This window comes from Halomonas ventosae (assembly GCF_004361885.1).
Lineage (GTDB): Bacteria > Pseudomonadota > Gammaproteobacteria > Pseudomonadales > Halomonadaceae > Halomonas > Halomonas ventosae_C.
On sequence record NZ_SNWH01000010.1, the window covers coordinates 53,968 to 74,369 of the forward strand.

Genomic DNA, 20,402 nt, shown 5'->3' on the forward strand with positions numbered 1-20,402 from the left:
GCGGATACATTGATATCCGCAGCTCACCGCTCGTACGCATCAAGCGCCCCGGGTACCTGCCCGGGGCGCTTTCGGTTATGTTGACGCAAACGCTATCTTCCCAATGAACCGCAAGGAGCCTGCCGATGACCGTGATGACTGCTGCCGCTATCGAGGATTTCCTCGACGAGATATTTCCCCAGCGTATCGGCACCATCGAAGCCGTCGGTGAGATGAAGGCCACCATGAGCCTGGCCATCGACGACGAGCACCTGCGCCCTGGAGCCAGCGTCTCGGGCCCCACCCTGATGGGGCTGGCCGATGTCTGCCTCTACGTGGCGATCCTGGCGCAGATCGGGCCGGAGCCCATGGCGGTGACCAGCGACCTGCATTGCCGCTTCCTGCGCCGCCCCCGGGGCGACCGCGACATTACCGCCACCGCGCACATCCACAAGCTGGGACGCCGCCTGGCGGTGGGCGAGGTGCAGCTCTTCTCCGCCGGTCAGGAGGAGCCGGTAGCCCTGGTCACCGCCACCTACGCCCTGCCCGATCGTGACTGAGCGACTCAGGGCACGCGAGGCTGGCGCAGTATCGCTCCCGCCAGGGCTAACCAGCCAGCGATTAGCAGCATGCCGCCTAGCGGGGTGACCATGCCCAGCCTTTCCAGGCCCGTCAGCGCCATGGCGTAAAGCGAGCCCGAAAAGAGCGCCATGCCGGCCGCCCACAGCCCCAGCATCAGCCGCTGGCCGACGAGCGGTGAGGCGGCGCGCCAGGCCAGCACGGTCAGCATGGCCAGGGTGTGCCACGCCTGATAGCGCACCCCGGTCGTGAAGGCGGCGGCAAGACGCGGTGTCAACTGGTCCGCCAGCGCATGGGCGCCGAAGGCGCCGGCCATCACCATCAAGGCGCCGGAGAGGGCCACGCCCAGCCACCATCCCCTGTCCTGCATATCAACCTCCTGGCGATTCTCGAGAATCGGTCGCTAGCGTACCCGGCAATCGCCTGAGCCGCTACAATACGCGCCCCCGGCCTCTTTCAGGCAAGCGTTTCTCCCGACAAGAGCTCTCGAGCCATGACCGACCCGCGACACGACGACACGACGACTGCCCCCGAGGGCCCGGACGCCCCGCTGCACCGCCGCGGCATCAAGAGCTATGTACTGCGCGCCGGCCGCATGACCCAGGCCCAGACCCGCGGGCTCGAGGAGGTCTGGCCGCGCCTGGGACTGAGCCTCGCCGATGGCCGCCAGGACCTCGATGCGTTGTTCGGACGCCGCGCGCCTCGTGTGCTGGAGGTGGGTTTCGGCATGGGGGCCTCGCTGATCGAGCAGGCCGAGCGGCACCCCGATACCGACTTCATCGGCATTGAGGTGCATGCGCCGGGCGTTGGCAAGCTGCTCGACGAAGCCGACAAGCGGGGCCTGACGAACCTGCGCGTCTACCGCGAGGATGCCCTGGCGGTGCTCGAGCAGTGCCTGCCCGAGGCGAGCCTTGATACCCTGCAGCTGTTCTTCCCCGACCCCTGGCCGAAGAAGAAGCATCACAAGCGGCGCATCGTCCAGCCCGCTTTTGTCGCGCTGGTGCATAGCCGGCTCAAGCCCGGTGGCACCCTGCACCTGGCCACCGACTGGCAGGCCTATGCCGAGTGGATGGCCGAGGTGATGGACGCCGCCCCCGGTTTCGCCAACACTGCCGACGCCGAGACGGCCCCCTATGTGCCGCGCCCCGAGTTTCGCCCGTTGACCAAGTTCGAGGCGCGCGGCGAGAAGCTGGGGCACGGCGTCTGGGACTTGATCTTCCAGCGGGTCGACTGACACCCGCCGGGATGCCCTTTTCCGCGTTCCCCGCATCTCACAGGTGCCGGGGGCGATGTCATACGGGGGAATAACGTCGTCCGGACAAAAGAGAGCCGCCCCGGAAGAGGCGGCAAAAAAGACCGTGACTAGCAATGAGAGGGAGAAACCCGGGCAGGAAACTGGCGGGTTCCTGCCCGACGTGGCGCCTCATCAACGCCACGATTAAAGCTTAACCATTCGCGTTTGATCTTTAAATGCAAATGCGGAAGATTTTCGTTAGCGGCGTGCCCTTAACCGGCGAGACGCAGCCAGAGCGGCAGGGTCAGCATGGCCAGCAGCGTCTGGCCGGTGATCAGGGCCGCCATCAGCTCGGCGTCTCCGCCCAGCTGGCGAGCCAGGATATAGGCGGAGGTGGCGGTGGGCAGGGCGGCGAACAGCAGGGCTACGTCGCGGGTCACCGGATCCAGGCCCAGCAGTAGGGCGAGGGCGAGCACCAGCGCCGGCATCAGGCCCAGCTTGACCAGGTTGGCAGCCCAGACCCCGCGGTCCAGCCTCAGCAGAGCAGCGGGGCGCAGCGCCACGCCCACCGCCACCAAACCCAGCGGCAGGGCGGCACGCCCCAGCAGTTCTAGGCAGGGCTGGCTCCAGCCGGGTAGGCCGATGCCGCTGAGGTTGAGGGCGATGCCGGCCAGGCAGGCCAGGATCAGCGGATTGCGGGACAGCGCCGCGAGGCTTCTGCTCAGGCTCGCCGTGCCCAGGGTGCCGGCAGCGATGAAACTGGCCACGCAGAGCACATTGACCACCGGCACCATCAGCGCCACTGCCACTGCCGCCACCGTGGCTCCGGCACTGCCGTGCAGGGCGGCGGCACCGGCGACGCCGACATAGGTGTTGAAGCGCAGCGCCCCCTGGAAGGCCGACGTGAAGGCAGGGGGGTCGAGTCGCAGCCGCGTGCGCAGCGCCCACAGCAGTAGGCTGAACAGCCCGATGGCACCCAGCAGGGCGAGGGCCAGCCGGGCCACCGGCACCTGGCTGACGTCCGCGGTGGCCAGGGTCGAGACGAGCATGGCGGGAAATAGCAGGAAGTAGATCAACCGTTCCAGGCGTGGCCAGAAGTCACCCCCCGGCTGGCGCCACCAGCCGAGCCCGGCCCCCAGCAGGATCAGCAGGAACAGTGGCCCCAGTGCATTGCCCACGCTTTCCATGATACCTCCCTTCCGAAGGTCTCTCCTGCGACATCCTTGCGCACTTCGCCGCAGGTAATTGCTGTTAAACTTACCTGTATCCTGCCACCCATGGAGGTCCGTTCTCGGCCATGCTCCAGCGCACCCCGTTGTCCACCGGCGCGCGCCATCCTCGGCTGCTGCGCCTGCTGATCATCCTCACCCTGCTGACTCTCGCCGTAGCGCTCTGGTACCTAACCCGCTATAGCCTGCGCGACGAGGCCGGCGTGCAGTGGTATCCGCCGTTGGAGACGCCCTGCGATCTCCATTCGGCCCCCTGCACGGCGCGCTTGGGGCAGGGTATTACGCTACGCCTGGCGATCGAGTCTGACGGTCCTATCCGGGCCTTGGAGCGCCTGCCGCTGGAGGTGAGTGTAGCCGGCATCCCGGCCTCAGCCGCGCGCGTCGACTTTGTGGGTCGTGACATGGACATGGGGCTGCACCGTTTCCCCCTGGAGGCCGCGGGCAGCGGCGTCTTTCGTGGAGAGGGGCAGGTGGCAATCTGTACCAAGGCGGTCATGCCCTGGCGCGCGAAGGTGGTGGTGGACACTCCCCAGGGGCGTCTGGGAAGCTGGTTCGACTTTGAGGTGGCGAGGCGCTGAGCATGAGAGAAAGACGCGCCTGGTGGGGATGGGGCGCGATGCTGGTGGTGATCGCGGCATCCGTCCGTCTCAGTTTCCGTCAGGTGGCTGTTGCAGGCGGTCGATCATCGCCATCAGCGCGCGCACCTGAGAGCCCTGCCGGCTGTCATGCAGCGGGTCGAGCTGCCAGGTGCTCTCGGCAAAGCCCCACCAGTCCCAGCAGCCCTGGGGATTGGGCAGGCTGGTTTCCGCCTGGGGATAGAGCACCACGCGCCGATTGGTGGCGGCCCACGCATTGAGGCCACTGTGGCGAACGAAGGCTTCGCCGATCTGCTCGACGTCCATGGCACAGCCATGCAGCGCCATGGTCAGCTTGCAGCCGCCCTCCTCGCATGCCGTTGGCACGAACAGGTAGCCGATGTCGCCCAGGCCGCGAGCGTCGAAGTCCGACTGATCGAAACGCACGAACTCGCCCTGGGGCTCGCCCGGCGCGGGGGGCATCAGTTCACCGTGGAGCCAGCTCAGCACCTTGCCGGCGATGTCCAGATCGCAGGCCAGCAGGTGGGTGCCGCCACCGCCGTGGCAGTCCGCCAGGGCATCCACGGGGGTGCCCTGGCGCGCTGCCACCGGCCAGCCATGGCCGGCCTCCTTGCTCTCCATGAACTGCAGCTGGTCATCGGGTGAGGCCAGCCAGCCGCGGAACTGCTCGGCCAGGGCCTGGCTCAGAGCAGGAGACACGGTGTCGTCCTGGCCGCCATGCCAGATAAAGACCCGCAACGCGGAGAGCGCCTGCGGGTCGCCGACCAGTTCTCGGTCCAGGTATCCCTGGTAGCGGCTTTCCAGCTCTGCTGAGCCCGGCATGCCTCGCGACGTCATCATGCACTGGCCCAGCGCCAATCCCAGAGAGCCTCGCGCACACCCCCAAGGGCCGGCAGCCAGAACCCCCAGCCCCGCGAAGCGCTCGGGCCATGCCACCGCCAGCTGGGTGGCCATGTAGCCTCCCGAGGAGACACCGAGCACGCTGACCTCATGCTGATCGAGGCCGAGCTTTGGCAGGGATGTTGGCGGCTCCTGGGCGGCCAGCGGGGCGGCCAGAGCCAGGCTGAGCCCTAGACAGAGCCCTAGGGCGGCCAGATAGCGGTTGATGCTCATGAAGACTGCATCACTCATCGACCACGTCGAGTAGTTCGACCTTGAAGATCAGCGTCTCGTTGGGGCCAATGGGCCCCTGACCCTGGCTGCCATAGGCGAGGTCGGAGGGAATCACTACCTCCCAGGTGTCGCCCACGTTCATCAACTGAAGGGCTTCCTGCCAGCCCTCGATGACCTGGTCAACCTGAAAGCTTACCGGCTCCCCGCGCTCATAGGAGCTGTCGAAGACGGTGCCGTCGATCAGCGTGCCTTCGTAATGCACCTGCACAGTGTCGTCGGCTTCTGGGGTGACGCCATCGCCGGATGTCAACTCGCGATACTGCAGGCCAGAGTCGGTGACCGTGACCCCTTCCTGCTTGGCGTTCTCTGCCAGGTAGGCTTCACCCTCGGCGCGGTTGGCAGCGGCCTTCTGTTCGGCCTCGGCCTGGCGGGCTGCCATGGCTTTCTGCTGGAAGTTGGCCAGTGCTTTGGCCATCGCCTGGTCGCTCATTTTCAGCTCGTCGCCGGCGAAGACGTCACGGATAGCCTGGGTGAAGGCATCGATATCCAGATTCTCGACATCCTGCTGGATGCTCTGGCCCAGGGTCACTCCCAGGCTGTAGCCCAGCTTCTCGTCTTCGGTCTCCGGCGTATAGGCAAGGGCCAGGGGGGCAGTGGCCAACAGGGCCACCAGGGATGCGGAGGTCAGCAGAGTCTTCATGAATAAACCTTGAACGTTGGCGCGCAAGCGCTTCGGGTGGATGTATAGGAATGCATGGAATCCATGGGACTCTAACAGGGCCAGACCAGTTCCGCACCCGCATGGCATGCGGGGGGAAACCGGCCCGACGAGGGGTGCGTGAGGATCAGACGATCAGCGTCGGGCAGTGGGCCGAACCGGCCACCCGCTGAGACACGCTACCCAGTAGCAGGCTCTTGTCACCGTTGGTGCCCTGGGAGCCAATCACGATCAGGTCGCACTCGCGCTTGCGGGCGAAGCGCACGATGATTCGTGACGGTCGCCCACCCTTGACAAAGGCGCGCACCTTTTCGGGCGGCACACCGAGCTCCATGGCATGCGACTTGGCATGCACCGCGATCTCAGTGGCGTACTCCTTGAGGGCGTCATCGGGCAGCTCCAGTCGTTCGGGCCGCACCATGGAGAGCGAGGCCTCGAGCAGGCTGTGGTGCTTGAAGACGCACAGGATGTAGAGCTCGGCGCCGGTCAGCAACTGCAGCCCAACGCCCTTCTCCAGGGCCTTGAGGGCGCCCTTGGAGCCATCCACCGGGACCAGTATCCGGTTGAACATGATCACTTCTCCTTGGATCAGCTAAACGCCAGGTCACGCAGGAACAGGGCGATCTGCGGGAACATGATCAGCAGCGCCGCGGCCAGGATCAGCATGAAGACGAAGGGCGGTGTGCCCTTGATCACGTCCCAGTAGGGCCGCTTGAAGATGGCGATGGCGGTGAAGATGTCACAGCCGAAGGGGGGGGTCGCCGAGCCGATGGCTACCTGCAGGGTGATCAGGATACCCACCAGCACCGGATCGAGCCCGGTGGCCGCCACGGCCGGGGCGAAGATCGGTGTCAGTACTAGGATCACCACGATGGGATCAACGAACATGCAGGCCACGAAGAAGGCCACGCAGATGGCGATCAGTACGCCGGTAGGGCCGGCCTCGTTGATGCCTACTGCCTCGAGGATCGCCTGGGGGATCTGGGCGAAGGAGATGATCCATGAGAAGCCGTTGCCCGCCGCCACCAGGATGAAGACCACCGCGGTGATCAGGCCGGTGGACTTGGAAATGGCATAGATGTGCTCCATCTTCAGCGAGCGGAAGATGATGAATTCCAGGAAGATGGCGTAGAGCACGCAGGCCGCGGCGGCTTCGGTAGGGCTGAAGATGCCGCCGTAGATGCCGCCGACGATGATCACCGGGAAGCCCAACGGCCATAGTGCCTGACGCACTGCGCTTATGCGTTCACGCCAGTTGGCCCTGGCCTCGGTGGGCACATCACGGATCACCGCGTAGGCAACGCAGTAGATCGAGAACATCACCAAGATCATCAGACCCGGTCCGATGCCGGCGATGAACAGCTCGGCGATCGAGGTCTCGGAGATGACGCCGTAGATGATCATGCCGATGCTCGGCGGGATCAGGAAGGCGATGTCGCTGGCGTTGATGATTAATGCCAGGGTAAAGGAGTCGGAATAGCCGGCCTTGAGCATCTTGGGGCGCAGCGGCGAGCCGATCGCCACCACCGTGGCCTGGGTAGAGCCTGAGACGGCACCGAACAGGGTGCAGGAGGCGGCGGTGGAAACCGCCAGACCGCCCTTGATGTGGCCAATGAACGACATCACCATGTTGATCAGGCGGTCGGCCGACTGCCCACGCGTCATGATATCCGCGGCGAGGATGAACATCGGCACCGCAATCAGCGAGGCCGGGCGGATGCCGGCCATCATCTGCTGGATAAGTGTGTCCATCTGGCCCAGGCCATTGAACATCATGTAGAAACCGATGATGGCCGCAGTAAGCAGCGGAATCATCATGGGAAAGCCCAGCAGCAGCAGGGCGATCATGGTGGTAACCATTATGGTGGTCATCGTGCGCTCCCCTCGGGCGTGTGCCCAGCTTCAGACTTCCGTTTCCGTATCCTTGTAGCCGTCGAGCACAGCGGTCGACAGATAGACGTCCCGTGACGTCAGGTTCTTGATCGCGGTGAGCAGATACTGGATGCCGGTGATCAAGAAGCCCAGCGGTGCCCACACATAGATCCACCAGATCGGGAAGCCCAATGCCGGCAGCACCCTGCCCTTGGACTTCACGTCGAGGATATAGATCATCGAGTAATAGAACAGGAAGAACATCACTACTGCGGTGAATAGCGCGATGAAGATCATCAGCGCGCGGCGCCCGCCTACCGGCAGGGCATCGTAGATCGCCGACATGCGGATGTGTCGGCCGTGGCGTGCCGCATAGCCGATGCCGGCGAAGGTGATCATGATGATCAGGATGCGATTGATCTCGCCGGTAAAGAAGAAGCTGTCGCCGAACACGAAGCGGGCAATGACATTGGCGATGGTATTGATCGCCATCAGCAGTACGCCCATGCCCAGCAGCACCGCCTCCAGCTTGCTGATCAGGGTGTCGATGATCCCCAGCGGGCCGGGCAACCCGGAGCGGTAGTTCTTTTCGGACTCGTCGTCGGTCATGGCGGTACTCCCTTCAGCATGCAGGTCAGCCGGAAATGACGTTATCGCTTCTCATCAGCATACGACCCCAAGAGCGCCTGGGTCTGCCGCGAGAATCAACGCTGCATGCACGCGCAACGGCTGTTGCAACGAAATGGGGGGGTGGCCCCGATGGGCCACCCCCCCCCATGTGGCAAGGACGGAAGGAGGGTTACTCCTTGTCGGACTTCACTGCCTCGAGGTCGGCGTTGAATTGCTTGAGCAGCTTCTTGCCGGTCTCGCCGGCCATCTCGACGAAGGCTTTTTCGACCTGGGGTGCCTTCTTCTTGAGCTTGGCGACCTGCTGGTCATCCAGGTGAGTGAAAGTGCATTTGTCGCAATTTTTCTTGATCTTGTTCAGGGATTCCTCGGCGAGGCCCTGGATGTGTTCGGTGGTAAGGTCATAAGCGGCTTCGGTGGCAGCGTCCACGAGCTGCTTGTTTTCCTTGGAGAGGCCTTCATAGAAGTCCTGGTTAGCCAGCAGTGCGGTGGTGAACCAGCCGTGGCCGGTGAAGGTCAGGTGCGGGGAGACCTCGTAGAGTTTACCGGACTCGATCCAGAAGATCGGGTTTTCCTGGCCGTCGAGGATGCCAGTCTGCAGGCCACCGTAGACCTCGCCCCAGGGTAGCGGCGTGGGGGTCGCGCCGAAGGCGTTGTAGGTCTCCGCCAGCAGCGGGTTGGTCATGATGCGGATCTTCTTGTTCTGGAAGTCTTCCACGGTCTTGATCGGCTCGTCGGTGGTGATCACCATCTCGCCTTCCGGATACATCTTGAGCAGCTCGATGCCATGTTCCGCATAGAGCTTCGGGAACATCTCGTTGATGGCCTTGCTCTCGTCGAAGAACTCGAGCACCGTCTGCATGTCGGTGGGCAGCAGGTAGGGGACGAAGAAGATCTGCGCCGAGGGAATCAACGATCCGGTAAAGCCGGGCGACTGGTTGAAGAATTGCAGGATGCCGTTCTGCAGCTGCTCCATCATGTCGTCGGATTCGCCGAGCTCACCGAAGCGGTAGACCTGGACGTTGTGGTCGGAATTTTCCTCCACGTAGCGCTTGAATTCCTGGGCGAAGACATCCTGGACGTCGCCTTCGTATTCCTCGATCGCATAGCGCCAGTTGGCGGCAAACGCCGCGGTGGACATGCCCAGCATCAGCGCGCCGATACCGGCGCCAGTCAATAGCTTGTTCGAGTTCATTCTTGTGGTTCCTCTGCCGGTGGGTCCCGCGATGGAAGATGCATCCATCAGCAGGTATCAGGTGAATATCACATTCACTTGGCTAATTTCAGGCTAGCGTGGCCTTTATGAGGGGTCAAGCTGGCGTTCCAGGGTATTCAGGACACTAAGGTGAGGTTTTTGCTGTACTTGCAGCTGCCTGGCGAGATATTCCGCCAGACTGGGTGGCGGGCTCGGCAAGGGATAAAGTCGGTCGCTGCCTACGGCCAGCCGCGCCAGGCGTGAGAGTGCCTCACGCTCTGCCTGGAGTTCGGCCTGCTGAAGCGTGCGGCGCAGTGCGGCTACTCCCTCGTGTTCTCGAGCGTCGGGTTTCAGGGCCCGGCGCAGGCGGCGCAGAGGTCCTGTTACCTCCCGCTGCCAGCCGCGAATCGCTTCGAGGCGCTCGTCGCATGACAGCCCGTGATGATACAGCCAGCAGTGCCAGAGCAGCTCGCAGACGTCGACACCCGCCTCGTCCTGGAGCCTCAGGCAGGCGGCCTCTACGCCGTCACGAGAATAGAGGGCGAGGGCGAACTCCCACAGCGAAGCGTCGCGCAGTCGGGCCCGCAGAGCGGGCGGTAATTGGGTAGAATCGTGGCTCATCACAATGGCGGCCGTCACAGTGGGCGGCAGCTTTACGCACTGCCGAGTGGAGCCTGCATGATCGCACTGCGCCAAGTTTCCCTGCAACGCGGCCCTCAGACCCTGCTCGAGGGGGCCGACCTGACCCTTCACGCCGGCCATAAGGCGGGCATCGTCGGGCCCAACGGGGTGGGCAAGTCGAGTCTGTTCAAGCTGCTGCTCGGCGAGCTCTCCCTGGACAAGGGGGAAGTGGAGATGAGCGGTGGCCAGCGCATCGCCCACATGGACCAGGAGGTGGCGGCGCTGGAACGCGCCATCATCGACTACGTGCTCGACGGCGACCGCGAACTGCGCCAGACCGAGGCGGCCCTCGAGGCCGCCCGGGAGCGAGGCGATGCCCATCGCGAAGCGGAGCTGCATGGCACCATCGAGGCGCTGGACGGCTACAGCGCACCGGCCCGGGCGGCCCAGCTGCTGATAGGGCTGGGTTTCGTCCAGGCCGATCTCGACCGGCCACTGGCGGCGTTTTCCGGCGGCTGGCGGATGCGCGCCAACCTGGCGCGCACGCTGTTCAAGCCCTCCGACCTGCTGCTGCTGGACGAGCCTACCAACCACCTGGACCTGGATGCCCTGCTGTGGCTCGAGCAGTGGCTCACTCGCTATCCCGGCACTCTGCTGCTGATCTCCCACGATCGCGACTTCCTCGACGCGGTGTGCGATCACATCGTGCATTTCGATCGCCAGCGTCTGATGCTCTATCGTGGCAACTACTCGACCTTCGAGCGCACTCGCGCCGAGAAGCTGGCCCTGCAGCAGGCCGAGGCCGCCAAGCAGCAGGCGCGCCGCGAGGAGATCGAGCGCTTCGTGGCCCGTTTCCGCTACCAGGCCAACAAGGCCCGTGCCGCCCAGAGTCGTCTCAAGACCCTCGAGCGCATGGGCGACATCGCCGTGGCCCATGCCGACTCGCCCTTCAACTTCACCATTCCCTGCGCCGACAAGGTCTCCCACCCGCTGCTGGTGCTCGACGAGGCGCGCCTGGGCTACCGAGACGATGCCGGCCGAGAGACGGTGCAGCTCGAGGGCGTCAAGCTGACCCTGCTGCCCGGCCAGCGCATCGGCCTGCTGGGCCCCAACGGCGCCGGCAAGTCGACACTGATCAAATCGCTGACCGGTGACCTGCCGCTGCTCTCGGGCCGCCGGGTGGCCGGCGAGCACCTGGCGATCGGCTACTTCGCCCAGCACCAGCTGGAGAGCCTGGACCTGGCCGCTACCCCCTTCATGCACGTGCAGCGCCTCTCGCCCACGGCCGCTGACCTGGATATCCGCAACTTCCTGGGTGGCTTCGGTTTCCATGGCGACGATGTCTTCGCCGAGGTGGCGCGCTTCTCCGGCGGCGAGAAGGCGCGCCTGGCGCTGGCGCTGGTCGTCTGGCAGAAGCCCAATCTGCTGCTGCTCGACGAGCCCACCAACCATCTGGACCTGGAGATGCGCGAGGCGCTCACCGAGGCGCTGGCGAGCTTCGCGGGGACGGTGATCATCGTCTCCCACGACAGGCACCTGTTGCGCGCCACCGTGGACGAGTTCTGGCGGGTGGCCGACCATCGCGTCGAGCCCTTTGATGGCGACCTGGAGGACTATCGGGCCTGGCTCAAGGCGCGCCTGGAGGGCGAGCGCCGCGAGGCCCGGGCCGACAAGGCCGACCGCCAGGCCGAGGGGGAGGCTCCCAGGGAGGATCGCAAGACGGCCCGTCGCGCCGCCGCCGAACTGCGCGAGAAGCTGCGGCCCCTGAAGAAGACGCGCGACCGCGCCGAGCAGGCCATGGAGAAGGTCCAGGCGGAGCTCGCCAGCGTGGAAGAGGCGTTGGGCGACGCCGAACTGTATACCGAGCCCGCGCGCAAGGCGGAGCTCACCGAACGTCTCGCTCGCCAGGGCGAGCTCAAGTCGCGCCTCGAGCAGCTGGAGACGGAGTGGCTCGCCGCGGAGGAGGCGCTGGAGGCCGAAGAGGCGGTCATTCACCAAGGGTGGCGAATATAGCAGCCAAGCTGCCTGATCGACCTGGAGGCATGTTGGCTGAAAGCACAGTTGTGACCTGTGATACGCTCAGTGCAGTTCGTTGTCGAGGAGGAAGGAACCAGTGCCGATAACCAAAAAAACAGTTGATGCATCTAAGTTCAACCAGTCTGCAGTCGTGCCTTACCAACTGCGACTTCAAGACTTTCAGATGGCTATGCAGGACATCTACGATTTTTTCTATGACGTCAACTCCCATATGACCGATAAGGGGCTGGAACGGTTGGACGATATGCTTCGCCCCGCCATCATGTCTGGCTTGCTGTCCGACATGCTAACGGCCAGCCTTGCTACGCATTCGCGCTCCCTTACCGAAAATCGGTATCACAACGGCCACCCCGACCTTCTGGTAAAAGGCGTATATGCAAATAACTCTGTTAAATCTGGAACGGAAGGTATAGAGATAAAAACGACTCGCAAAGCTGGGGGAGCAGTAGATACCCATGGCGCCCGGGAACAGTGGATGTGCGTATTTGTATATGCCGTTGACAACGCGACCGAGCCAGCTGTTCACCGTATACCAATGGAGTTCCGAGAAGTATATCTCGCCCACGTCACAACTGACGATTTTCGCCGCAACGCACGGGGCGAGCTAGGTACTCGGACGGCCACTCTCCATAAAGAAGGCGTGAAAAAGCTAAGGGAGAGCTGGATCTACAGAGCTTAGCTTTTTTCACGCGGCCTGTACTTGGCTAGTTTAGGAATTGCCTCCTTGGCGACTCCGAAGTAGTAAGAGTCTTTCTCTATCCCAATGCTTTTGTAACCTACGGCCTCCGCGGCCGCAAGCGTTGATCCGGCACCGCTAAAAGGGTCAAGAATGACCCCTTCACCGAGTGGCAGGGCAGCGTGCACCAGGCGCCTCATAAACGCTTGCGGTTTTAGGCTTGGGTGGGTTGCCATTGTGCGTTCTGCCTTTCCCGTCGGAGAGGATTCGATAACATCGCCAAACGGTTTGTCGTCGGAAGGCCGGCGGAAACCGCCAGTTTTCCACTTTCGAAGATTATCCTGAACCCTTCCTTCAACAGGCTTCCTAGCGACTACCCATGGCTCCCACATAGAGCGCGGCATTACGCTCACCCCACGAAACTCATCGTGCGCTCCTTTAGGGCGGTCACCGCCTCGCATAGTCATGGTGAGCCGTACAATTTCTCCTCTTCTCTCAAAGCCCGCATCTGACAAAGCGCTAGAGACGATGTACGACACAAGGGGATTGGAGGCGACGACTGCATGAGCTCCTGGGACAAGCTTAGGAAGAAGCGCTTTGCCCCATACATAAAAAAAGGCGAACAGCTCATCCAGTTGTTCGCGCGTCAGGGTTGTGAACCTCGGTAGGGGCGAGCGTTTATGGCCGTCGTACGACGGTGGAATGCGCCACACTCCTCCCTTGCCGTTTCGAAGCTTCGTTTGCTGGTCTGGTGAGTATTCGTGCAAGCCGTATGGGGGGTCGGTTATCACAGCATGGAGGCTGTTGTCTTCTCTCCCCGCAATCCAGTTAAAGCAGTCTTCATGCAACAGGGTGGCGTTCCCATACGTGAACGGCACCTCCCAATTCCGGGTTTCCGGTAGCTCACGCTGCCTGCAAGATGCATCTGCGCTCTTGCCCATCAGGCGGTATACTCCGCGCTTTTCCCGCACAAAGATGTCCGGTGTGTTGAGGCGAAGATAAGATCTGATGGAGGATGAGGGGGTCGGCCCGACAAGCTTCACTACGCGGTCCTCGATCTCACTTACGGACAAGGGCGCAGGCGATAAAGACAGCACTTGAAGAATGGCGTCGCGGACGCGACCTGGCGAGTATCGATCAGATTGAGTTTTCATATACCCAGATTATGACGTCGGGACGTCAAAAGTCAAGAGGCCAGTTAGGCGCAGAGCCGGCTGAAGATGCTCGAGCGCATGGGCAACATCGCCGTGACGCATGTCGGCTCGCCCTTCCACTTCACCATCCCGTCGTCGGAAAAGACTTCCCACCCGCTGCTGGTGCTGGACCGGTCGCGGCTAGGCTATAGTGCCGACAAGGCCATGAAGAAGGTGGAGGGCGAGCTAAACAGCGCTTAGCTCTCCAGCAGGAAGGTCACCGGCCCATCGTTGACCAGCGAGACCTGCATGTCGGCGGCAAACTCGCCGCTGGCGACCTGCGGCCAGGCGTCATGGGCGCAGGCGAGCAGGTAGTGGAAGAGGCGGTCACCCTCGGCGGGCGGCGCGGCACGCGAGAAGCTGGGTCTCAGCCCCTTGCGGGTGTCGGCGGCCAGGGTGAACTGGGAGACCAGCAGCAACCCGCCCTTCGCCTGCTGCAGGTTGCGGTTCATGCGGCCTGCCTCGTCGGGGAACACCCGATAATGCAGCAGCCTGTGCAGCAGCCGGTCGGCCGCCGCCTCGTCGTCGCCCTTCTCGACCCCCACCAGGGCCAGCAGTCCCGCCCCGATGGCGCCCACCTGGCGTCCGTCCACTTCCACGCTGGCGCCTGTGACGCGCTGGATCAGGGCCTTCATCGGCTGGGCTCCTTGGCTGTCGTAACGAGCCGCCAAGCCTAGCACGTCGCCCCTTCAGCGCCCCAGCAGGTCGTCTCGGAAATCCTCGTCCAGCGGATCCTCGCCCAGCCAGATGCCGAACAGGGCATTGGCCAGCGCCAGGTCGTCGCCCTCGAAAAGGGTCTCGCCGTTGAGGGCCAGGGTCAGTCGGTCGTCGTCCCAGCCCAGGGCGTAGCGGTCGCCGGGTATCACGTCGCGATAGCGCTCGTTGAAGGTCGCAAGCGGCTCCGAGAGCTTAGTGTAGGCGGCGTTGTCGTCGAAGGCCTTGCGTAGGCTCTTGCGGGTCGCCTTGGCGAACTCCTCGGCCTCGATGGCATGAAAGTATTCGAGTACCAGGCGGCGGGGTACATCCGATTGCGGGGCCGGACGAGGGAAGCCCCGAGCCTGGTAGTAGGCACCGGCATAGGCGTCCCACATTAGGTAGCGGAAGAGGCCGTAACCGATCCGCTCGTAGCGGCGGCCATCGATCTCGAGGTTGGCGGCGAAGCGCGCGCCCTTGACCTCCACCGCCTCGGCCATCGCCGGCGCGGCGATGGTCAAGGCGGTCAGCAGCAGGGCGCCTCGTGGGCAGAGCAGGGACATGGTGAGCCTCTCACGTCAGGGTATGTTGTTGTACAGACAATACCCATCCGTAAAGGTTCTGTAAAATTATCGGCGCTGTCTACCAGGCACGGCACAGCATGATGTCGCAATGGGGCTCGGAGAGTAGCTGCTCGGTGATCTGGCTCTGGCGTCCCAGCTGGCCGCGACTGCCCAGCGCAAGCAGGTCCGGTGGCTGGCGACGCAGGCGGGTCATCAGTACCTCGAGGGGGTCACCCTGCTCCAGCACGAGCTCGAGTTCCGGCACGTCGTCGAGCTCGCTCATCAACTGCTCGGTCTCGCGCTCGAGCTGGCTGCGCAGGCGCGTGACTTCGCGGTCACGCCAGCGGGCATAGTCACCGTTGGAACCCAGTTCTCGCTCGCCGGGGATGTTCCAGGCGTGGAGCAGGGTCAGGCGGGCGTCGGGGAAGCGCCTGAGCGTTTCGCGCAGGGTATGCCGAGAGGTCAGCGAGAAGTCCACCGGCACCAGGATGTCCTGCCACTCCTGGGTCGCCAGGTGGCTGACCGAGAGCACCGGGCAGGGGGCACTGCGCAGCACCCGGGCGAGGGTGGTCCCGCTGACCAGATCGGGCTGGCCGCGCTTGCGATGGGCGCCGAGAATGATCATGTCCGCCTCGCGCTCATGGGCCTCGCGAATGATCTCGGCATAGGGGGCGCCGGCCATGGTCTGGATCAGGCATTTTGGCTCGGGCAGGGCATAGTCCTCACGAATGTCGAGAAGGGTGGCACCAATGTCCTCCACCACGGCCGCTTCCAGGTCATGCAGGACCCGTCGCGGCAGGTAGGGGTCGAGCACATGGATGACATCGAGTCGGGCACCGCTCTCCACCGCCAGGCGTATGGCGCGGGCGAAGGCGGCGCGGTTCTCGGCGGAAAGGTCGCTGGCGAACAGCAGGGTCTGGCTCATGATGGCTCACTCCCGGGAAGGTTGATCCCCACGGCACAGCCTTCAGCATGGGCGGCAGGGGGGGAGCGCGCAAGCCTGGCGGGTTACCACCAAGCGTGGAAGTGGTGCACCGGCCCGTGACCCTGACCCACGTCGAGCCGGTGGCTTGCCTCGAGGGCTCGCGACAGCCAGGCCTTGGCGGCAGCCACGGCGTCGCGTGGGGCCTCGCCGAGGGCCAGGTAGGCAGTGATCGCCGAGGATAGGCTGCAGCCGGTGCCATGCAGGTTGCGGGTAGCGATGCGCGGCCCTTCCAGCCAGTGCAGGGAGTCGCCGTCGATCAGCAGGTCTGGGCAGCTTTCGCCACCCAGGTGGCCGCCCTTGAGCAGCACGGCGCCGGCGCCCAGTGCCCGCAGCCCTGGGGCCAACGCCTCCATGGCGGCGCGGTCCGCCGGTGCCGGGCAGCCCAGCAGCACGGCGGCCTCCGGCAGGTTGGGGGTGATCAGGTCGGCCTGGGGCACCAGGCACTCGCGTATCGCCTTGATGCCCGCGTCGTCGACCAGGATGTCGCCGCTCTTGGCTATCATCACCGGGTCCAGCACGATCCAGCGCGGCCGCTGGCGGGCCAGGGCTTCGCGGATCACCTCGGCGACATCGCGACTGGCCACCATGCCGATCTTCACGGCGTCGATCGCGATGTCTTCAAGCAGCGTCTCGAGCTGGGTGTCGATGAAATCCGCCGGCAGCGGATGAACGCTGCTGACGCCACGGGTATTCTGTGCGGTCAGCGCGGTGATCACGCTGGTGGCATAGGTGCCCAGCGCGGAGAGGGTCTTGAGGTCGGCCTGGATGCCGGCGCCGCCACTGGGATCGGAGCCGGCGATGGTCAGGGTGTTGGGTATGCAGCGGGAGGCAGCCATCGGCGTCACATCATTGCGGTCGAAGAGGATCACCAGCCTACTGCAGGGAGTGGGGCCGGCGCTATGCTGAGCCTGTTCCTGGTGGCACTGGCCAGCGCCACCCTGCTGCCCGGCGGCTCCGAGATCTGGCTGGCCCGGCTGTGGTGCAGCGGCGAGCCGGCCTTGCTATTGTGGGCGGTGGCGAGTGCCGGCAATACCCTGGGCAGCCTGGTCAATGTGGGGCTGGGGCGCTATGCGCGGCACTTCCAGGAGCGTCGTTGGTTCCCGGTATCGCAGCAGGGGCTGGTGCAGGCCGAGCGCTGGTATCGACGCGCCGGGGAGTGGAGCCTGCTGGCCTGCTGGGCGCCGCTGGTCGGTGATCCGCTCACCGTGCTGGCCGGCGTTCTGCGCCTGCCGTGGTGGCGGGCCATCTTGTGGATCAGCGTCGCCAAGGGCACGCGCTATGCCCTGGTGCTGTGGCTCGCCGAGGCCTGGCTGGCTCCCTGGTGTTGAGTGGCAATGCGTCTCGACGCATCGCTGGCTGGATCTCGGCAACTGGGTCTCGGCAAAAGGCTGGAAATCTTCTAGGCTAGTTGTCAGGCAGCAGTCCTGTGATCTGTGTTCGGGCTGCAACGACAAGGGAACGAGGTCGGCGTTAGGTAAGAGCGCCGGGCCAAAGTACGTGATTCGAGAGGTCATTCGTGGAACACGCTAGCATGGCAGTGGTTGCCGACTACTGGGCGACGGGATTCTTCATCCTGGCGGTACTCGTGCTGTGTGTGCTGATGATCGGCCTTTCCGCCCTGCTAGGCGGGCGCAGTACCGGACGCAGCAAGTCTCTCCCCTTTGAGTCCGGGGTGATCGGTGCTGGCAACGCGCGTCAACGCTTTTCCGTCAAATTCTATCTGGTCGCCATGCTGTTCGTGATCTTCGATCTCGAAGCCGTTTTCCTGTTTGCCTGGGCCGTATCCGTCCGTGAAGTGAGCTGGGCGGGCTTTGCCGGGGCGGCCGTGTTCATCGTTATCCTGCTGGCCGGACTGGTCTATGATAGCCGCGTCGGTGCCCTCGACTGGGCACCTCCCGGCAGCAGGCCACGTGACGGGCAAGGCTGACGCCATGCCAGAGCTTGGTGTCGCCCTGGGTAGTCGCCGTCACATCATCATCTGCCGAATATCGCTGGAGGAGTCGCATGCCCTATACCTTGACGCGTGCCGAGGAGGCGGTGTCCGCCGATGCCCGCTATCCGCTCGGCCGCTCCCAGCGGGTCGAGGACGACCCGCTGAGGCAGCAGGTGCATCGCAGCGTGTTCACCGGCAAGCTGGAAGAGGTACTCAACTCGGCGGTCAACTGGGGACGCAAGAACTCCCTGTGGCCCTATAACTTCGGCCTGTCCTGCTGTTATGTGGAGATGACTACCGCCTTCACCGCGCCGCACGACATCGCCCGCTTCGGCGCCGAGGTGATCCGCGCCTCGCCGCGCCAGGCCGATTTCATGGTCATCGCCGGGACCTGCTTCATCAAGATGGCTCCCGTGATCCAGCAGCTCTACGACCAGATGCTCGAACCCAAGTGGGTCATCTCGATGGGGTCCTGCGCCAACTCCGGCGGCATGTACGACATCTACTCGGTGGTTCAAGGGGTCGACAAGTTCCTGCCGGTGGATGTCTATGTACCGGGCTGTCCGCCGCGTCCGGAGGCCTTCCTGCAGGGACTGCAGCTTCTGCAGGATTCGATTCAGGAAGAGCGTCGGCCGCTGTCGTGGGTGGTCGGCGACCAGGGCGTGTACCGTGCCGAGATGCCCTCGCAACGCGAGAGACATCGCGACCGGCGCATCCAGGCCACCGAACTGCGCAGTCCTGACCGCCTCTGAATCCGTTTTCTGCAGGAGCTTGCCGACGTCCATGAGCGATGCCATCCCGACCACCGCCCCTTCAGCCAGCGACGATCCCCTCGTTGGTGCGCTCAGGCAGCGCTTCGGTGATCATGCCCTTGTCGAGCAGCCGACTCTCACCGGGCTGCCGGTGCTATGGGTCGCCCGTGAGTCGCTTGTCGACATGCTGCGCTTCCTGCGCGATATGCCTGAACCGTTCGAGATGCTCTATGATCTTTCGGCGATCGACGAGCGGCTGCGCACCCATCGTCGCGACCTGCCCGCGGCCGATTTCACGGTCTTCTACCACGTGCTGTCGGTGTCACGAAACCGCGACCTGATGCTCAAGGTGGCGCTTCAGGAGGACGACCTGGCACTGCCCAGCGTGGTTTCGCTCTATCCCAACGCCAACTGGTATGAGCGTGAGGTGTGGGACATGTTTGGCATCGACTTCGTCGGCCATCCGCACCTAACGCGGATCCTCATGCCACCGACCTGGCAAGGGCATCCGCTGCGCAAGGATCACGGCGCCAGGGCCACCGAGTTCGACCCTTTCACGCTCACCGTGGAGGGCCAGGATGTCGAGCAGCGGGCGCTGCAGTTCAAGCCCGAGGAGTGGGGCATGCGGCGCGAGCGGGCGGGCGCTGAGTTCATGTTCCTCAATCTTGGCCCTAATCACCCCTCGGCACACGGCGCCTTCCGCCTCGTGCTGCAGCTCGACGGCGAGGAGATCATCGACTGCGTCCCGGATATCGGCTATCACCACCGCGGCGCCGAGAAGATGGGCGAGCGCCAGTCCTGGCATAGCTACATCCCCTACACCGATCGGGTCGACTACACCGGCGGGGTGATGAACAACTTTCCTTACATCCTGGCGGTAGAGAAGCTGGCCGGCATCGAGGTAACCGAGCGTGCCAAAACGATTCGTGTGATGCTGGCCGAGTTGTTCCGCATCACCAGCCACCTGCTGTTCCTGGGCACCTATCTGCAGGATCTGGGTGCCATGACGCCGGTGTTCTTTACCTTCACCGATCGCCAAAAGGCCTATGAAGTCATCGAGGGTATTACCGGCTTTCGCATGCATCCCGCCTGGTATCGCATCGGTGGCACGGCGATGGACCTTCCGAAGGGCTGGGAGCGGGTGGTGCAGGGATTTCTCGATTGGATGCCGCGCCGGCTTCGGGAATACGAACGGGCGATGATGGATAACGCCATCGTCCTCGAGCGCACCCGGCACATTGCCGCATTCAATACTGACGAGGCGCTAAGGTGGGGCGTTACCGGCCCCAACCTGCGCGCCACCGGGTGCAACTTCGATCTGCGCAAGCAGCGCCCTTATGGCGGCTACGAGAATTTCGACTTCGAGGTGCCGTTGGGCCGTCACGGCGATGTCTTCGACCGCGGCCAGCTGCGCATCGAGGAGATGCGCCAGAGCCTCAAGATCATCCAGCAGTGTGTCGATCACATGCCGGCAGGCGACTATAAGGCCGATCATCCGTTGACCACTCCGCCGCCACGCGAGCGGATGCTTCAGCATATCGAGACGCTGATCACCCACTTTTTGCAGGTGTCGTGGGGGCCGGTGCTCGAGCCGGGTGAGTCGCTGGCGATGATCGAGGCGACCAAGGGCATCAATAGCTACTACCTAACCAGCGACGGCAATACCATGAGCTACCGCACGCGTATCCGCACGCCGAGCTTCCCGCACCTACAGCAGATTCCGGCGGTAATGCGCGGCGGCTTCGTGCCTGACCTGATCGCCCACCTGGGCAGTATCGATTTCGTGATGGCTGACGTGGACCGCTGA

The 20,402-nt window shown here is 64.0% G+C and carries 24 protein-coding genes; 10 read left to right on the forward strand and 14 right to left on the reverse strand.

What is annotated here, in order from left to right; all coding sequences use genetic code 11:
• Nucleotides 1–125 precede the first annotated feature (125 nt).
• Nucleotides 126–539, forward strand: a complete 414-nt coding sequence (locus DFO68_RS09260; RefSeq protein ID WP_133483380.1) for a PaaI family thioesterase — start codon at nt 126–128, stop codon at nt 537–539.
• A 5-nt stretch (nt 540–544) separates the two neighbouring features.
• Here DFO68_RS09260 and DFO68_RS09265 read toward each other — a convergent pair whose 3' ends face one another.
• The gene (locus tag DFO68_RS09265) at nt 545–928 is read right to left on the reverse strand and encodes a DUF423 domain-containing protein (RefSeq protein ID WP_133483381.1); all 384 of its coding nucleotides are present in this window, start codon (nt 926–928) and stop codon (nt 545–547) included.
• Nucleotides 929–1,051: 123 nt separating this feature from the next.
• Between DFO68_RS09265 and trmB the strand changes: the two genes are divergently transcribed.
• Nucleotides 1,052–1,792 (forward strand): tRNA (guanosine(46)-N7)-methyltransferase TrmB, encoded by a 741-nt coding sequence (trmB, locus tag DFO68_RS09270; RefSeq protein WP_133483382.1) that lies wholly within the window; start codon nt 1,052–1,054, stop codon nt 1,790–1,792.
• A 272-nt stretch (nt 1,793–2,064) separates the two neighbouring features.
• Here trmB and DFO68_RS09275 read toward each other — a convergent pair whose 3' ends face one another.
• Nucleotides 2,065–2,979 carry an AEC family transporter gene (locus tag DFO68_RS09275; RefSeq protein WP_133483383.1) on the reverse strand — a complete coding sequence of 305 codons (915 nt, stop codon included), beginning with the start codon at nt 2,977–2,979 and terminating at the stop codon, nt 2,065–2,067.
• A 110-nt stretch (nt 2,980–3,089) separates the two neighbouring features.
• On the opposite strand from DFO68_RS09275, the gene DFO68_RS09280 reads away from it, so the two are divergent.
• Nucleotides 3,090–3,599 (forward strand): hypothetical protein, encoded by a 510-nt coding sequence (locus DFO68_RS09280; RefSeq protein ID WP_133483384.1) that lies wholly within the window; start codon nt 3,090–3,092, stop codon nt 3,597–3,599.
• Between the two features lie 69 nt (nt 3,600–3,668).
• Here the strand turns inward: DFO68_RS09280 and DFO68_RS09285 are convergent, their stop codons facing one another.
• The 7 genes from DFO68_RS09285 to DFO68_RS09315 form a co-directional block, all read right to left on the reverse strand.
• Entirely contained in the window at nt 3,669–4,748 is a 1,080-nt protein-coding gene (locus DFO68_RS09285) for a PHB depolymerase family esterase (RefSeq protein WP_133483385.1), read from the reverse strand.
• Nucleotides 4,741–5,430 (reverse strand): FKBP-type peptidyl-prolyl cis-trans isomerase, encoded by a 690-nt coding sequence (locus tag DFO68_RS09290; protein ID WP_133483386.1) that lies wholly within the window; start codon nt 5,428–5,430, stop codon nt 4,741–4,743. The genes DFO68_RS09285 and DFO68_RS09290 overlap by 8 nt, the downstream gene beginning before the upstream one ends.
• Before the next feature lie 145 nt (nt 5,431–5,575).
• Nucleotides 5,576–6,019, reverse strand: a complete 444-nt coding sequence (locus tag DFO68_RS09295) for a universal stress protein (protein ID WP_133483387.1) — start codon at nt 6,017–6,019, stop codon at nt 5,576–5,578.
• 17 nt (nt 6,020–6,036) lie between these two features.
• Nucleotides 6,037–7,320 (reverse strand): TRAP transporter large permease, encoded by a 1,284-nt coding sequence (locus DFO68_RS09300; RefSeq protein ID WP_133483388.1) that lies wholly within the window; start codon nt 7,318–7,320, stop codon nt 6,037–6,039.
• A gap of 30 nt (nt 7,321–7,350) precedes the next feature.
• Complete coding sequence (locus DFO68_RS09305; protein WP_133483389.1) at nt 7,351–7,929, reverse strand: TRAP transporter small permease; 579 nt, start codon at nt 7,927–7,929, stop codon at nt 7,351–7,353.
• Between the two features lie 190 nt (nt 7,930–8,119).
• Complete coding sequence (gene dctP / locus DFO68_RS09310) at nt 8,120–9,142, reverse strand: TRAP transporter substrate-binding protein DctP (protein WP_133483390.1); 1,023 nt, start codon at nt 9,140–9,142, stop codon at nt 8,120–8,122.
• 105 nt (nt 9,143–9,247) lie between these two features.
• Nucleotides 9,248–9,763, reverse strand: a complete 516-nt coding sequence (locus DFO68_RS09315) for a TIGR02444 family protein (protein WP_133483391.1) — start codon at nt 9,761–9,763, stop codon at nt 9,248–9,250.
• A gap of 57 nt (nt 9,764–9,820) precedes the next feature.
• On the opposite strand from DFO68_RS09315, the gene DFO68_RS09320 reads away from it, so the two are divergent.
• Both DFO68_RS09320 and DFO68_RS09325 read left to right on the forward strand, forming a co-directional pair.
• Nucleotides 9,821–11,776 carry an ATP-binding cassette domain-containing protein gene (locus DFO68_RS09320; protein ID WP_133483392.1) on the forward strand — a complete coding sequence of 652 codons (1,956 nt, stop codon included), beginning with the start codon at nt 9,821–9,823 and terminating at the stop codon, nt 11,774–11,776.
• A gap of 100 nt (nt 11,777–11,876) precedes the next feature.
• Nucleotides 11,877–12,479: a hypothetical protein gene (locus DFO68_RS09325; RefSeq protein WP_208107396.1), complete on the forward strand. Its 603-nt coding sequence runs from the start codon at nt 11,877–11,879 to the stop codon at nt 12,477–12,479.
• On the opposite strand, the gene DFO68_RS15995 is transcribed toward DFO68_RS09325, so the two are convergent.
• A complete protein-coding gene (locus DFO68_RS15995; protein WP_133483393.1) occupies nt 12,476–13,630 on the reverse strand; it encodes a DNA methyltransferase in 1,155 nt (384 codons plus the stop codon). The genes DFO68_RS09325 and DFO68_RS15995 overlap by 4 nt on opposite strands.
• Nucleotides 13,631–13,696: 66 nt before the next feature.
• Between DFO68_RS15995 and DFO68_RS15500 the strand changes: the two genes are divergently transcribed.
• The gene (locus DFO68_RS15500; protein ID WP_166637547.1) at nt 13,697–13,870 is read left to right on the forward strand and encodes a hypothetical protein; all 174 of its coding nucleotides are present in this window, start codon (nt 13,697–13,699) and stop codon (nt 13,868–13,870) included.
• Here DFO68_RS15500 and dtd read toward each other — a convergent pair.
• From dtd to thiD, 4 genes are all read right to left on the reverse strand, one after another.
• A complete protein-coding gene (gene dtd / locus DFO68_RS09335; protein ID WP_133483394.1) occupies nt 13,867–14,304 on the reverse strand; it encodes a D-aminoacyl-tRNA deacylase in 438 nt (145 codons plus the stop codon). The genes DFO68_RS15500 and dtd overlap by 4 nt on opposite strands.
• Before the next feature lie 54 nt (nt 14,305–14,358).
• On the reverse strand, nt 14,359–14,925 hold the full coding sequence (locus DFO68_RS09340) for a chalcone isomerase family protein (RefSeq protein ID WP_133483395.1): 567 nt from the start codon (nt 14,923–14,925) through the stop codon (nt 14,359–14,361).
• 79 nt (nt 14,926–15,004) lie between these two features.
• Entirely contained in the window at nt 15,005–15,850 is an 846-nt protein-coding gene (locus DFO68_RS09345) for a universal stress protein (protein ID WP_133483396.1), read from the reverse strand.
• An 83-nt stretch (nt 15,851–15,933) separates the two neighbouring features.
• Nucleotides 15,934–16,746 carry a bifunctional hydroxymethylpyrimidine kinase/phosphomethylpyrimidine kinase gene (gene thiD, locus DFO68_RS09350; protein WP_133483397.1) on the reverse strand — a complete coding sequence of 271 codons (813 nt, stop codon included), beginning with the start codon at nt 16,744–16,746 and terminating at the stop codon, nt 15,934–15,936.
• A 63-nt stretch (nt 16,747–16,809) separates the two neighbouring features.
• Here thiD and DFO68_RS09355 point away from each other — a divergent pair, with 63 nt between their 5' ends.
• The 4 genes from DFO68_RS09355 to nuoC all read left to right on the forward strand — a co-directional run bounded on the left by DFO68_RS09355 (nt 16,810) and on the right by nuoC (nt 20,402).
• On the forward strand, nt 16,810–17,238 hold the full coding sequence (locus tag DFO68_RS09355; protein ID WP_133483398.1) for a YqaA family protein: 429 nt from the start codon (nt 16,810–16,812) through the stop codon (nt 17,236–17,238).
• Nucleotides 17,239–17,441: 203 nt separating this feature from the next.
• Nucleotides 17,442–17,837 (forward strand): NADH-quinone oxidoreductase subunit A, encoded by a 396-nt coding sequence (gene ndhC, locus DFO68_RS09360; RefSeq protein ID WP_133483399.1) that lies wholly within the window; start codon nt 17,442–17,444, stop codon nt 17,835–17,837.
• 77 nt (nt 17,838–17,914) lie between these two features.
• Nucleotides 17,915–18,595, forward strand: coding sequence for an NADH-quinone oxidoreductase subunit B (locus tag DFO68_RS09365; protein ID WP_133483400.1), 681 nt, complete (start codon nt 17,915–17,917; stop codon nt 18,593–18,595).
• A gap of 31 nt (nt 18,596–18,626) precedes the next feature.
• The gene (gene nuoC, locus DFO68_RS09370; protein WP_133483401.1) at nt 18,627–20,402 is read left to right on the forward strand and encodes an NADH-quinone oxidoreductase subunit C/D; all 1,776 of its coding nucleotides are present in this window, start codon (nt 18,627–18,629) and stop codon (nt 20,400–20,402) included.